Source organism: Streptomyces sp. NPDC060184 (genome assembly GCF_042728795.1).
Taxonomy (GTDB): Bacteria; Actinomycetota; Actinomycetes; order Streptomycetales; family Streptomycetaceae; genus Streptomyces.
Window position 1 is genome coordinate 1 of record NZ_JBHWYX010000045.1, and the last position, 13813, is coordinate 13813.

Sequence of the window (13813 nt, forward strand, 5' to 3'; positions counted from 1 at the left end):
GGGCCGGCCTGGTGGACGGCCCGGCCCCTGCCGGTTGACGCGTCACGTGGCGCGGGCCGCTCGACGGAGAGCGGGCCGCGGGGTGCGTGACGGGTCGGTTCAGCGGACGCCGAGGAGGTGGTCCAGGGCGAGCTGGTCGAGGGCCTCGAAGGCCATGGAGCGCTCGGCGGCGGCGTCGACGTCGAACTCCTCGTAGGCGGAGGTGTCGGCGAGGAGGCCCTTGAGGCCGTCTGCGGCGGTGGGCTGCGCCAGCTCGTTCAGGCGGGAGGCGACGAGGGCCTCCTGGACGGCCGGGTCGTTGCGGAAGGCCGCCGCGCGCTCCTTGAGGATCAGGTAGTTGCGCATGCAGTTCTTCGCGGACTCCCAGACGCCGTCGATGCCGTCGGTGCGCACCGGCTTGAAGTCGAAGTGGCGCGGGCCGGTGTAGTCGGAGTTCTCCAGGAGGTCGACGAGCCAGAAGGCCTGGCGCAGGTCGCCGGCGCCGAAGCGGAAGTCCTGGTCGTACTTGATGCCGGACTGGCCGTTGAGGTCGATGTGGTAGAGCTTGCCGGCCCACAGGGCCTGGGCGATGCCGTGCGGGAAGTTGAGCCCGGCCATCTGCTCGTGGCCGACCTCGGGGTTCACGCCGTACAGCTCGGGGCGCTCCAGGCGCTCGATGAAGGCGAGGGCGTGGCCGACGGTGGGCAGGAGGATGTCGCCGCGGGGCTCGTTCGGCTTGGGCTCGATCGCGAAGCGGATGTCGTAGCCCTTGTCGGTGACGTACTCGCCGAGGAGGTCGAAGGCCTCCTTCATGCGGTCGAGGGCGTCGCGGACGTCCTTGGCGCCGCCGGACTCGGCGCCCTCGCGGCCACCCCAGGCGACGTAGGTCTCGGCGCCGAGCTCGGCGGCGAGGTCGATGTTGCGGATGACCTTGCGCAGCGCGTAGCGGCGGACGTCGCGGTCGTTGGAGGTGAAGCCGCCGTCCTTGAACACGGGGTGCGTGAACAGGTTGGTGGTGGCCATCGGGACCTTGAGGCCGGTGCGCTCCAGGGCGTCCTTGAACCGGCCGATCACCGCGGCGCGCTCGCTGTCGGAGGAGCCGAAGGGGATCAGGTCGTCGTCGTGGAAGGTCACGCCGTGCGCGCCGAGCTCCGCGAGCCGCTCGACGGACTCGACCGGGTCGAGCGCGGGACGGGTCGGCTCACCGAAGGGGTCGTTGCCCCGCCAGCCCACGGTCCAGAGACCGAAGGTGAACTTGTCAGCGGAAGTGGGAGTGAAGCGGTCCGACATGTCTGCCTCTTGATCGACGGGCCCGGACGGCTGCTCTGCCGACCGACCAATTTGTTCAGTGCCATTACTAATATGACACCGACAGGGCCCGGAGCGAAACCCTTGGGAACCAAAAAGTCTCCACCGACCTGTTCTCACCCCGCACGATCACGTAATTTGTTTGTCGCACGAGCAAATCCCGCAGCACGAGAAGAGGTAGCCATGCCGCCGCGCACGGTCGTCATCGGTGTGGACAGTTCCACCCAGTCCACCAAAGCAGCCGTCACCGATGCCGTCACCGGCGAGCTCCTCGCCGTGGGCCGCGCCCCGCACACCGTCCTGGGCGAGGGCGGTGCCCGCGAGACCGACCCCGAGGTCTGGTGGCGGGCGCTGCGCGAGGCGGTGGCCGCCGGAATGAAGGAGTCCGGGGTCCCCGCCTCGGCCGTCACGGGCATCGCGGTCGCCGGGCAGCAGCACGGCCTCGTGGTGCTGGACCGCGGCGGCCGGCCGCTGCGCCCCGCCCTGCTGTGGAACGACACCCGCTCCGCCCCGCAGGCCGCCGCCCTCACCGCCGCGCTCGGCAGCCCGGACGCGTGGACGGCGCGCACCGGATCGGTGCCGGTCGCCTCGATGACCGCCGCCAAGTGGCAGTGGCTGCGGGAGAACGACCCGGCGAGCGCGGACGCCGCCGCGGGCGTACGCCTCCCGCACGACTTCCTCACCGAGCGCCTCACCGGTGTCGCGGTGACCGACCCCGGTGACGCCTCCGGCACCTGCTGGTACTCCACCGCCACCGGCGCGTACGACCCCGAGCTGCTCGCCCTGATCGGCCTGGACCCCGCCCTGCTGCCCGAGGTGGCCCCGACCGGCGGCACCCGCGCCGGATCGCTGACCGCCGAGGCGGCCGACGCGCTCGGCCTGCCCGCCGGGATCGCCGTCGCGGCCGGCACCGGCGACAACATGAGCGCCGCCGTCGGCCTCGGCCTCGGCGCGACCGGGCTGCTCGACCACCCCGTGCTCAGCCTCGGCACCTCCGGCACCGTCTTCGCGGCCTCGCGCACCCGCCCCGCCTCCCCGGCGCTCGCCGGTTTCGCGGCGGCCGACGGTACGTACCTCCCGCTCGCCTGCACGCTGAACTGCACCCTCGCCGTGGACAAGGTGGCCGCACTGCTCGGGCTGCACCGTGACGACGCGTCACCCGGCGGCGAGGCCGTACTCCTTCCGTACCTGGACGGCGAGCGCACCCCCGACCTCCCGCACGCCTCCGGGCTGCTCACCGGCCTGCGGCACGACACCACCCCGCAGCAACTCCTGGGCGCCGCCTACGAGGGCGCGGCGTTCACCGTGCTGCACGCCATGGACGAACTGCTCCGCGCCTGCGGACTCGACCCGGCGGACCCGGAGGTCGCCGCCCGCCCGCTGCGCCTCATCGGCGGCGGCGCGCAGGGCACCACCTGGATCGAGACCGTGCGCCGGCTCTCCGGCCGGCCCCTGGTGCTGCCCGCCAACGGCGAGTTGGTCGCGCTCGGCGCCGCCGCGCTCGCGGCCTCGGCGGCCGGCGGCGGCGACCCGGTCGCCCTGGCGACGGAGTGGAACGCCAACGGCACGGCGGGTACGGACCGTCAACTCGACCCGGTCGAGCGCGACTCGGCGGCCTGGGAGCGGATCGGATCGGTGCTCGACCGGTCCGCGCAGCCCCTTCTCGGAGGCTGACGGCACCCCGGGAACATCCCCGGGAACACCGTCGGATCACCTCGGGCATCCCCGAACCCGGCTCGGCCCAGCGGGTTTGGGGATGCGAACCGATGTTCAATAGGATCCGGCGATGATCACAACCAAACGGCTGACGACCGGGGTGGGCCTGCTGCTCGCCACCCTGGCCGCCGGAATCGGCACCGTCGTGCCGGCCGCCGCCGACGAACCCCCCACCGCATCCTCGCCCAAGGTCGAACTGGTCCTCGACGTCAGCGGGTCCATGCGCACCCGTGACATCGACGGCGAGTCGCGCATGAGCGCGGCCAAGCAGGCGTTCAACGACGTGCTGGACGCCGTACCCGAGGAGGTCCAGCTCGGCATACGCACCCTCGGCGCGAACTACCCGGGCGACGACCGGCAGGTCGGCTGCAAGGACACCAAGCAGCTGTACCCGGTCGGTCCGTTGGACCGCACCGAGGCCAAGACGGCGGTCGCGACCCTCGCGCCCACCGGCTGGACCCCGATCGGCCCGGCGCTGCTGGGCGCCGCGGACGACCTGGACGGCGGTGAATCCACCCGGCGGATCGTCCTGATCACCGACGGCGAGGACACCTGCGGCCCGCTCGACCCGTGCGAGGTGGCGCGCGACATCGCCGCCCGCGGGGTGCACCTCGTGATCGACACCCTGGGCCTGGTGCCCAACGCGAAGATCCGGCAGCAGCTGACCTGCATCGCCGAGGCCACCGGTGGCACGTACACGGCCGTCCAGCACAAGGAGGACCTGTCCCACCGGGTCACCCAGCTGGTCGACCGGGCCGCCGAGCCCGTCGTCACCCCGGTGGCGACCGAGGGCGCCGCGAGCTGCGCCAAGGCCCCCGAGCTCACCGCGGGCCTGTACACCGACCGCGCGAAGCTGGGCGAGCACCGCTGGTACCGGGTGAACGTCCTGCCCGGCCAGGAACTGCGGGCCTCCGTCAGCGTGTCGGCCGACCGGGCCGTCAACCCCGACTACGGCATCCTGCTGCGCGCGCTCACCACGCACGGACGGGAGATCGTCCGGGGCTCCGAATCCGGTACCGGCCGCACCGACGCCATCTCCACCGGCCTGCGCTACCCCAAGGCCGAAGCGGACGACGACGCGGACGCCGAGACCCCCGAGGCCGTCTGCCTCCAGGTCAGCGACTCCTTCTCCTCCCCCACCTCGGTGAAGACCGGCCCCGGCATGCCGGTCGAGCTGACCATCGACGTGGTGGACTCCCCCGACGACGCGGCGGACACCGCGGCCTTCGGCCTCGGCCGCGGCTGGTGGTTCCTCGGCCTGATGCTGCTCGCCGGTCTGCTGGCGGGGCTGCTGTTCGGCTGGATCTCGCGCTGGCGCGTCGCCGTCTGGAGGACCAACTGATGCGTACGACCCCCCGTACCCGGACCACGCGCACCCACCGGGTGCTGCGCGCGAGCGCGGGCGCCCTGGTCGCCGGCCTCGCCCTGCTCCCCTCGGCCGGCCCGGCCCTGGCCGACGACCCGTCGGCCTCCGCGAGCCCCGGCGAGGACGGCTCGGCCGCCGGCCCCACCGAGGCCGGCACCACCTTCCGTACCGCGACCGCCCTCCAGCAGGACCAGGCGGGCACCGCGCAGGCCTCCACCGGCGACTACCTCTACTGGGTCTTCCCGGCCGACGCCGGGCAGCGGGCGACCGTACGGGCCACCGTGACCCTCCCCGAGGCCTCGCTCCGGCACGGCGCGTCCACCTGGCAGATCGACGTCTACGACGGCCTGCGCCGCCGCCAGGCCTGCATGTACGGCCACCAGACCCGCAAGGCGGCGGCCGACGCGGCAACGGTCGAGCTCGACTGCGTGCTGCGCCCGGTGCGCGCCTGGTCCGAGCCGTGGGCCAACGACCCGCTGCCGGGGAGCTACTACGTACGGCTGACCGTGCTGGACCTGCCCGACACCGACCTCGGCCAGCCCATCGGGGCCCGGGTGGAGGCCACCTCGATCGACGTGGGCAGCGCGCACGACGTGGACGGCACCCTCTCCGAGCCGCTGGTGCCCGGCTCCTCCGCCGTACGGGCCGCAGCCGGCTCCGCCGCGTCCGCCTCCCCCACGGACGGCGCGACGGACGAGCCGGTCGTGGTGGCCGGCAGCGAACCGGAGGACGGCTGGTCCTCCGGGTGGTGGACGCAGCGCTGGCTGTGGAGCGCGGGCGGAGCGGTGCTCGCCGCTCTGGCCGGTGTCTTCGGCTACTCCGTGACCCGCGGCCGGGGCCGCCCGTCGCACGTGCCGCCGGGCGTCTGACGGGGTCTCTCCCCTTCCGTACCGCGCCGCCGTCCCGCTCCGGGGCGGCGGCGCGGTCGTGTCCGGACCGCGCGCCGCCGAGTGGCGGAGCGTACGGGTCTGCCGGAAGCTGCCCCCGAAAGGGCCGGGCCTTTCGTTCGGACCGGGCCGGGTCAGGCAGCGGGGTCGGCGTGATCCGGACGGAAGGCCCCCATGCTGGTCGGAAGCCGGGAGGCGGCACGCGTGTGGCAGTTCTTCGCGGACAACCCCTGGGTGACCGTGTTCTCGGTGATCACGGTCGGCGCCCTGCTCGGCATGGTGCGCTTCGGCCCGGTCAGGCTCGGCGCGGCGGGCGTGCTCTTCGTCGGCCTCTTCGTGGGCGCCCTGGACGAGGACATCGCCGCCGCCCTGCCCGCCGGAGTGTCGGCCCTGGGGCTGGCCCTGTACGTCTACACAGTCGGGCTGGAGTCGGGGCCCGCGTTCTTCCGTGAACTCCGCGGCCAGCTGGCGGTGATGGCCGGGGCGATCGTGGCGCTGGTGGTCACCGCGGTCGTGGTGGGAGCGCTCGGTCACGGCGCCCTGGGCATCAGCGGCCCGTTCCTCGCCGGCGGGTTCGCGGGCATCGGGACCACCACCCCGGGGCTCGCCGCCGCCCAGGCCGCGTCCGAGGACCCGGCGCAGCCCGCCGTCGGGTACGCGATCGGCTACCCGCTCGCCGTGGTGATCACGATCATGTTCGTCGCGGCGATCGCCGCCCGCCGCCGGTGGTCCGCCCGGCGCGACCCCGGCTCCGGGCTGCCCGCCGCCCTCGTCACCCGGACGGTGCACGTCACCCGTGAGATCGCCTGGGCGGACGTGCCGGGCGTCGCCGAGCACCGCGTCCTGGCCAGCGAGTACCGCGCGGTGGGTGCCGCGCCCCGGGTCGCCCTCCGCATGGACCGGCTGCACCCGGGCGACCTGGTCGAGGTGGTGGGCGGCGAGGACGACGTGGCGGCGGCCACCACGCGCCTCGGCGAGCCCGCCGCCGCCCACCTGCTCGACGACCGGTCCACCGTCGACTACCGCCGTGTCCTGCTGACCAACCCGGACCTGGCCGGCCACACCGTCGCCGAACTCCGGCTGGCGGAGACCTACGGGGCGGCCGTCAGCCGGGTGCGGCGCGGCGACTTCGACATGCTCGCCCACGACGGCCTCGTCCTCCAGCTCGACGACCGGCTCCGCGTGGTCATGCCGCGCGAGCGCTCCACCGAGGTCACCCGCTTCCTCGGCGACACGGAGGCGAAGGTCAGCGAGGTCAGCGCGGTGAGCCTCGGCCTCGGCCTCGCGCTCGGCTTCCTCATCGGCATCCCGTCGCTGACCCTCGGCACCACCACCCTCGCCCTCGGCACCGGGGCGGGCCCGCTGGTGATGGGCATGGTCCTCGGCTGGCTGCGGCGCACCGGCCCCCTGGTCTGGACGCTGCCGACCCGGGCCAACCTCACCCTGCGCCAGATCGGCCTGCTGCTCTTCCTGGCCATCGTCGGCCTCGGCTCGGGCTACTCCTTCCGGGAGAACGCCTTCTCGATGTTCGGCCTGAAACTGCTGGCGGTCCTGGTCGTCGGCGCGGTGGTCAGCTACGCGCTGATGGTCCTGGTCGCGAAGGCGCTCGGCCAGAGCCGGGAGCGGACCATGGGCCTGCTCTCGGGGTACGTGGGCAACCCGGCGATCCTCGCGTACACCAACAGCAGGGTGAGCGACAGCCGGGTCAACAGCGGCTACTCGACGCTGTTCGCGCTGAGCATCCTGGTGAAGATCGTCTGCGTCCAGCTGCTCGTGGGGCTGTGAGCCCGGGGGCACCCCCGGGCCCGCTCCGGCGCCCGCCCCCGGCCACCGTAGGGTGGCCCCGCGCGTCCCGTCCCGGGTCCCCGGGGCGGCCCCGGCAGGTGGGAGAGGTACGGCATGACCGACCACGGCTACGTCAGGTTCCAGGGCCCGGTCCGCAACCACCGGGGGCAGTACCCGGGCGTGTTCGGTCTCGCCAACGGGCTCGCCCGGGAGGGGCGGCTGAGCGAGGAGCAGTTCCTCTTCTGGCGGGCGGCGAACGACTGGTACGACGGCCACTACCCGAACCCGTCCGACACCGATCCGGAGGTCTACGACTCCGCGGTGAACCCCGGCGCGGTCGCGTGGTTCAAGGCCTCCGCGGTCCATCTCATCGAGCGGGTGGACGGCTACCTCGACCTGCTGGCCGCGCACCAGGTCCCCTGTGTCCGGGTGGAGTCGGCCGATCCGGGGCGGGTCGTCTACGAGGACGAGGTCCAGGTCGTGGTGGTCCCCCGCGTCTGACCGGCGCCTTCAGGCCAGCAGCTTGTGCAGGACGTGGCAGGGCCGCCCGTGTTCGCGGTCGGCGCGGCGGTCGATCTCCTGCCAGCCCAGCGCGCTCCAGAAGCTGAGGGCACCGGGGTTGTTCTCCAGGACCGCGAGGCGGATGCCGCTCCGGCCCTCGCCCGTGAACCGCTCCTCGACCAGCGCGGCGAGCGACCGGCCGATGCCCTTGCGGCGGACGTCGCCGTGCACCATCAGCAGCCCGATCCAGGGCAGGCCGTCCGTCGGGTGGCGGTCGAGGAGGCAGAGCAGCCCGACGAGCCGTCCCCGCTCGTCGCGGGCGAGCAGCACCTCACCGCCCTCGGCGGCGGATTCCTCCCGCAGATCGGCTTCGACCCGGTCGGCCCGGACGTCGTCGGGGTCGTACTCCCCGGCGGCGCGGCAGTACTCCGGGTTGCTGGTGTAGAGGTCGACGAGCTCGGCGATCTCCTGCGGGGAGAAGCGGAGCGGTGAGAGGGAGAGGGACGGGGACGGCATGCGGGCATGTTAGCCAGCCCCGCCGGACGTCCCCGGACCCGAGGGGGACGGCGACCGGACCGGGGGCTGTGGTAACCGGTCCGGTCGCCGGTCCGTGGTACCAGGTCCGGTCGCCGGTCCGTGGTACCAGGTCCGGTCGCCGGTCGTGCCGGGAGCGGTGGGCCGTTCCCCGGCACGACCGGCCTCCGCCGCGTCAGCGGGTGTGTCAGCGCGTGTCGGCCCACGTCAGCCGGCGTGCGGCACCTCCACCGTGCCCGTTCCCTCCGCCGTCGCGCCCGTGCCCTCGGCCGTGACGCGGAAGGGCCGGCCGCTGCCCTCCGCCGTGGCCCGCACACCGCCCGCGTCGCGGGTGACGCGGAAGGTCGCGGCGGGCTCGCCGGTCAGGCCGGGGACGGTGACCTCGGTGGTGGTCGTTCCCGAGTCCGGCGCGGGGCCGAAGGCCCGCAGGGTGAGGTCGGCGAGCCAGTCGCCGTCGGGGCGCCGGACGTCGCCGCCCCACGGGAGCACCGCGCCGGGCCGTACGTACAGCGGGAGGCTGTCGAAGCCGTGCACCTCCTGGCGCCAGACGGGCCCGGTGACGGTCTCGCCGGTGAGCAGGTGGGTCCAGGTCCCCTCGGGGACGTAGTACTCCACCTCGCCCTCCTCCGTGAAGACCGGGGCGACGAGCAGGTCGGGGCCGAGCATGTACTGCCGGTCCAGGGTGCGGGTCGCCGGGTCGTCCGGGAACTCCATCAGCATCGGGCGCATCATCGGGACGCCGGTGCGGTGGGCCTCGGCGGCGGCGCCGTAGAGGTACGGCATCAGGTGGTGCTTGAGGAGGGTGAACTGCCGTGTCACCGCGACCGCCTCCTCGCCGAACTCCCACGGCACGCGGTAGGAGACGTTGCCGTGGAGGCGGCTGTGCGAGGAGAGGAGGCCGAAGGCGAGCCAGCGCTTGAAGACGGCCGGGTCGGGGGTGCCTTCGAAGCCGCCGATGTCGTGGCTCCAGAACCCGAAGCCGGACAGGCTCAGCGAGAGTCCGCCGCGCAGGGATTCGGCCATCGCGTTGAAGGAGGCGAAGCAGTCGCCGCCCCAGTGGACGGGGAACTGCTGGCCGCCGGCGGTCGCCGAGCGGGCGAAGAGGACGGCCTCGCCGCTTCCGCGCTCCTTCTCCAGGAGTTCGAAGACCGCGCGGTTGTAGATCTGGGCGTAGTAGTTGTGCATCCGCGCGGGGTCGGAGCCGTCGTGCCAGACGACCTCGGTGGGGATGCGCTCGCCGAAGTCCGTCTTGAAGCAGTCGACTCCCTGGTCGAGGAGGACCTTCAGCTTGCCCTGGAACCAGGCGGTCGCCGCGGGGTTGGTGAAGTCGACCAGGGCCATGCCCGGTTGCCAGAGGTCCCACTGCCAGACGTCACCGTTGGGCCGGCGCACGAGGTAGCCCTTCTCGGCGCCCTCGGCGAACAGGGACGATTTCTGGGCGATGTAGGGGTTGATCCACATGCTGATGCGCAGCCCGCGCTCCTTGAGGCGGGCGAGCATCCCCTCCGGGTCGGGGAAGACGTCCGGGTCCCAGAGGAAGTCCGACCACTGGTACTCGCGCATCCAGAAGCAGTCGAAGTGGAAGACGGAGAGCGGGATGTCGCGTTCGGCCATGCCCTCCACGAAGGAGGTCACCGTCTCCTCGTCGTAGGAGGTGCAGAAGGAGGTGGTGAGCCACAGCCCGAAGGACCAGGCCGGGGGGAGCGCGGGGCGGCCGGTGAGCGCGGTGTAGCGGGTGAGGACGTCCTTGGGCGTCGGGCCGGCCACGACGTAGTACTCCAGCGTCTGGTCCTCGACGCTGAACTGCACCTGCCCCACCGACTCGGAGCCGATCTCGAAGCCCACCTTGCCGGGGTGGTTGACGAAGACCCCGTAACCGCGCGAGGAGAGGTAGAACGGGATGTTCTTGTACGCCTGTTCGCTGCTGGTGCCGCCGTCCGCCTGCCAGACGTCGACGACCTGGCCGTTCTTCACGAAGGGGGTGAAGCGCTCACCCAGACCGTAGACGTTCTCCCCCACGGACAGGGCGAGTTGGGCGATCATGTGGTGGGCGCCGTCGGGGGTGGTGGCGAAGGCGGTGCCCTTGCGGTCGACTCCGGTGAGCCTGCGGCCCTCGGCGTCGAGGAAGGTGAGACCCCAGGGGCCTTCCTTGTCCAGCCTCAAGGTCAGTGGTCCGCTGGTGAGTTCGGCGACCGAGCCCTTCCGTGCGGTCCGCGACCAGGCGTGCGGCTCGGCATCCGCGGTCAGTTCGAAGTCCGGGCCGTGGTTGACCTTCCCGGCGTGGTGGGTGGCGCGGACGCCGATGATCCCCTCGGCGGGGGTGAAGCATTCGACCGTGATCAACGGGGTGTTGAGGGTGTCGCCGCGCCCGGTGACCCGCATGACCGCGGCATGGGCGGTGATCCGGTCGGCCTCCACGCGCAGATCGCGGATCTCGGTGGCGTAGGAGGCGCGGACTCCCTCCCGCATGAGCCAGAATCCGTCGGTGAACTTCATGAGGACTCCTTGCCGGAGGCGGTGGTGAACGGAGGCTGAGCGGCTGCTGGGGTGCGGTGCCGGGTCACTCGGACGCTCCCGGGGCGGCGAAGGTGAGGCGGGAGAGGCGCAGGGCGCCGCGCAGGGTGACCCGGAGGTCCGCCACCCCGTCCGCCCCGAACGCCGCGGTCACCGAGCGGTAGTCGTACGGCCCGCCGGTGGCGGGGACGTCGACGGCCGCGGCGGCGGTGTCCGTCTCGATCTCGACCGTGCCCTCCCCTGCCGCGTGGACGGTGACGCCGCACACCCCCGGTCCGAAGTCGCAGGCTTCGAAGAGCAGCTGTCCGCCCTCCGCGCCCCTCCCGGCGGGGGTGACCGCGTCGCCGTCCGTCCTGGCGCGGTCCACGAGTTCGGTGCCGCGCTGCTCGTCGTAGTCGGCGGCCTCGATGCCGGCGGCGAGGACGGGGCGGGGCCCGGAAGGCTCCGCGTCCACCTCCACGGCGGTGGCGAGCCGGATGTCCGCGCTGGACGCCCCGGCCAGCAGCTCGTAGGAGCCCGGTGCCACGGTCCAGCGGCCGTGCGCCACGTCCCAGTGACCCAACTCGGCCACCGGTACCAGGAATTCGAGGCGCTCGGAGCCGCCGGGGGCGAGCCGCAGCCTGCGGTGGCCGACCAACTTGCGCAGCGGCAGACGGGCGGCGTCCGGGGCGGTGCGGCGTACGTAGAGCTGGGCGACCTCGTCGCAGGCCGCCCCGTCGGCGGCTGGCTCGCCGGAGGCTGCCGCGCCGGTGCGGGTGACGGTCAGGCCGATCCGGAGCAGGTCGTCCTCGCGGGCGACGGTGAGGTCCTCGTAGGCGAAGGAGGCGTAGGAGAGGCCGTGGCCGAACGGGTAGAGCGGGGTGCCGTCGAAGTAGAGGTAGGTCTGGCGGGAGCCGATGACGTCGTAGTCGAAGAGGCCGGGCAGGTCGTCGTCCGAGGCGTACCAGGTCTGCGGGAGCCGTCCGGCCGGGGAGACGTCCCCGGCGAGGACCCGGGCGAGCGCGGTGCCGGCGGCCTGGCCTCCGTGCGCGGTCCACAGCAGGGCGGGGAGGGTGGCGTCGGCCTCCGGGACGGCGTACGGGTAGGCAGAGGTGAGGACGAGCACGGTGCGCGGGTTCGCGGCGTGCGCGGCGCGCCAGAGCTTCTCCTGCTGGGCGGGGAGGGCGAGGGTGGTGCGGTCCTCGGTCTCGCGTCCGTTGATGTGCGGGTCGTTGCCCGCGACGACGACGACGGCGTCGGCTTCGGCGGCGATCCGGGCGACCTCGTCCGCGCCGCGCTCGACGGTCTCGACGCCGAAGACGGTCGCGTGGTCGGCCGAAATCTTTTCGCCGTTCTCGGCAACCTTTGCGCCGTCGGCGGCGACAGACACGTACCCACCCGTACCGATGTGCAGAAGGCGGTGTCCTCCGTCGTGTCCCCCGACCGCTTCCAGGCGGAACGTCTCCTGGACGATCCAGCCGCCCGGCTCCTCGGCGGAGGCGCGGACGAAGCCGTCCTCGGCGACGGAGAGGTAGCGGCCCTCGTCGGTGCGGAAGGTGAGGACGCCGTCGCCCCAGTCGACCACGGCGAGGGCGGTGCCCTCCGGGGCGGCGACGAGCGGCGGGAGGTCGGTACGGCCGGTGAGGAGCGCCGGGTCGAGCGCGCCTTCCTCGCCGCGCGCCCCGCCGGTCTCCGACTGGGCCGCGGGCACGAGGAGTTGGCCGGCCTCGCAGGTCAGCAGGGCCCGGTCGACGCCTTCGACGTACAGCACGTCGTCGGCGCCGTAGCGGGCGCGCAGCCCGTCCAGCGGGGTGGAGCGGTGCAGCAGGGTGCCGCTGTACCAGTCGAGCTTGCAGGCGTCGGCGAGCAGGCCGACGACCGCGATCTTCCGTCCCGCGCGCGGCACGAGCGGCAGCAGACCGTCGTTCTTCAGCAGGACCGCGGCCTGTTCGGCGGTTTCCAGGGCGAGTTCGCGATGGGCGGGGGTGTCGAGGGCGTCGGTGTCCGCGTAGGGGTCGAGCTCCGGGTCGAACTCGCCGAGTGCGAAGCGCAGATGGAGCAGCCTGCGCACGGCCCGGTCGATGTCCTCGGGGTCGAGCAGTCCCTTGGCGAGGGCGTCACGGATGCGGCCGGTCATCACGGAGGAGTCCGTGCCGTGGTCGGTGAAGCTGTCGACGCCCGCCTTGAGGGCGGCGGCGGTGGCCTCCTCGTGGGTGTCGAAGTAGTGCTCGGAGTCGACCAGGTTGGAGGGCGCCCCGGCGTCGGAGCAGACGACGAGCGGCTGGTCGGTCCACTGCCTCAACTCCCTTTCGAGGAGCGGGGAGACGTGGTTGGGGCGGCCGTTGACGAGGTTGTAGGCCGGCATGACCCCGGCGACCGCTCCGGCGCGGACCGCGTCGCGGAAGGCGCGCAGGTCGTACTCGTGCAGGACGCGGGGGCGCACGGAGGAGGAGGCGGTGTCGCGGTCGGTCTCGTTGTTGTGGGCGAGCCAGTGCTTCAGGACCGGGGCGGTGCGCCAGTAGCGGGGGTGTTCGCCGCGCAGGCCGCGGGTGTACGCGACGGCGATGGCGGAGGTGAGCGCGGGGTCCTCGGAGTAGCCCTCCTCGCCGCGTCCCCACAGGGGGTGGCGCAGGAGATTCACTGTCGGGGCCCAGACGTTGAGGCCGACCCGGTCGTCGCTCCGGCGCTTGGCCCGTACCTCGTCGCCCACGGCTTCGCCGACGCGGCGCACCAGGTCGTCGTTCCAGGTGGCGCCGAGGCCGACGGCCTGGGGGAACACGGTCGCCCCACCCATCCAGGCCACACCGTGCAGCGCCTCCTGACCGGTACGGAAGGCGGCCAGCCCCAGCCGCTCCACCGGCGGCGCGAACTGGTGCAGCATCGCGATCCGCTCGTCGGTCGTGAGCCGCTGGAGCAGGTCGTCGACGCGTGCCTCGAAGGGCAACTGCGGGTCGCGGAAGGGAAGCGGAAGGTCCGTCACGTGCGGGTCCCCTTGGAAAGGTGGGAGGTCTGGCGGAGCCATGGGCTGCCACGGCCCTTCAGAACATCAGCGAGTGATCTTTCGAAGCGCTTCGATGCTCGATGGCCGAACGGCAAAGTGTCAAGAGTGCAAGGGGGTTGACTCGGGCTGCCCGGCTCACAGGAGCCGCACGGGAACGCGGGAAACGTTACGGAAACAGCTCCGAGGAATGTGTGGACGAACCCTTGTGCGGCCCGTCCCCTTCACTTAACCTCGCTGCAACAT

9 protein-coding genes are annotated in these 13813 nt (G+C 73.0%); 5 read left to right on the top strand and 4 right to left on the bottom strand.

Features of this window, described 5'->3' with window-relative positions; all coding sequences use genetic code 11:
- Positions 1 to 99: 99 nt before the first annotated feature.
- Positions 100 to 1269: a xylose isomerase gene (gene xylA, locus ACFWEE_RS25775; protein ID WP_386892526.1), complete on the bottom strand. Its 1170-nt coding sequence runs from the start codon at positions 1267 to 1269 to the stop codon at positions 100 to 102.
- 201 nt (positions 1270 to 1470) lie between these two features.
- Here xylA and xylB point away from each other — a divergent pair, with 201 nt between their 5' ends.
- The 5 genes from xylB (at position 1471) to ACFWEE_RS25800 (ending at position 7542) form a co-directional block, all read left to right on the top strand.
- Positions 1471 to 2961, top strand: a complete 1491-nt coding sequence (xylB, locus tag ACFWEE_RS25780; protein ID WP_386892527.1) for a xylulokinase — start codon at positions 1471 to 1473, stop codon at positions 2959 to 2961.
- Between the two features lie 112 nt (positions 2962 to 3073).
- Complete coding sequence (locus ACFWEE_RS25785) at positions 3074 to 4345, top strand: VWA domain-containing protein (protein WP_386892528.1); 1272 nt, start codon at positions 3074 to 3076, stop codon at positions 4343 to 4345.
- Positions 4345 to 5238 carry a hypothetical protein gene (locus ACFWEE_RS25790; RefSeq protein WP_386892530.1) on the top strand — a complete coding sequence of 298 codons (894 nt, stop codon included), beginning with the start codon at positions 4345 to 4347 and terminating at the stop codon, positions 5236 to 5238. The genes ACFWEE_RS25785 and ACFWEE_RS25790 overlap by 1 nt, the downstream gene beginning before the upstream one ends.
- Before the next feature lie 192 nt (positions 5239 to 5430).
- A complete protein-coding gene (locus ACFWEE_RS25795; protein WP_386892531.1) occupies positions 5431 to 7041 on the top strand; it encodes a TrkA C-terminal domain-containing protein in 1611 nt (536 codons plus the stop codon).
- Positions 7042 to 7155: 114 nt separating this feature from the next.
- The gene (locus ACFWEE_RS25800; protein ID WP_386892533.1) at positions 7156 to 7542 is read left to right on the top strand and encodes a hypothetical protein; all 387 of its coding nucleotides are present in this window, start codon (positions 7156 to 7158) and stop codon (positions 7540 to 7542) included.
- 9 nt (positions 7543 to 7551) lie between these two features.
- Here the strand turns inward: ACFWEE_RS25800 and ACFWEE_RS25805 are convergent, their stop codons facing one another.
- The 3 genes from ACFWEE_RS25805 to ACFWEE_RS25815 all read right to left on the bottom strand — a co-directional run bounded on the left by ACFWEE_RS25805 (position 7552) and on the right by ACFWEE_RS25815 (position 13549).
- Positions 7552 to 8058, bottom strand: coding sequence for a GNAT family N-acetyltransferase (locus ACFWEE_RS25805; RefSeq protein WP_386892535.1), 507 nt, complete (start codon positions 8056 to 8058; stop codon positions 7552 to 7554).
- 225 nt (positions 8059 to 8283) lie between these two features.
- Entirely contained in the window at positions 8284 to 10572 is a 2289-nt protein-coding gene (gene yicI / locus ACFWEE_RS25810; RefSeq protein ID WP_386892537.1) for an alpha-xylosidase, read from the bottom strand.
- Between the two features lie 64 nt (positions 10573 to 10636).
- Positions 10637 to 13549: a glycoside hydrolase family 3 C-terminal domain-containing protein gene (locus ACFWEE_RS25815; RefSeq protein WP_386892539.1), complete on the bottom strand. Its 2913-nt coding sequence runs from the start codon at positions 13547 to 13549 to the stop codon at positions 10637 to 10639.
- Positions 13550 to 13813: the final 264 nt, after the last annotated feature.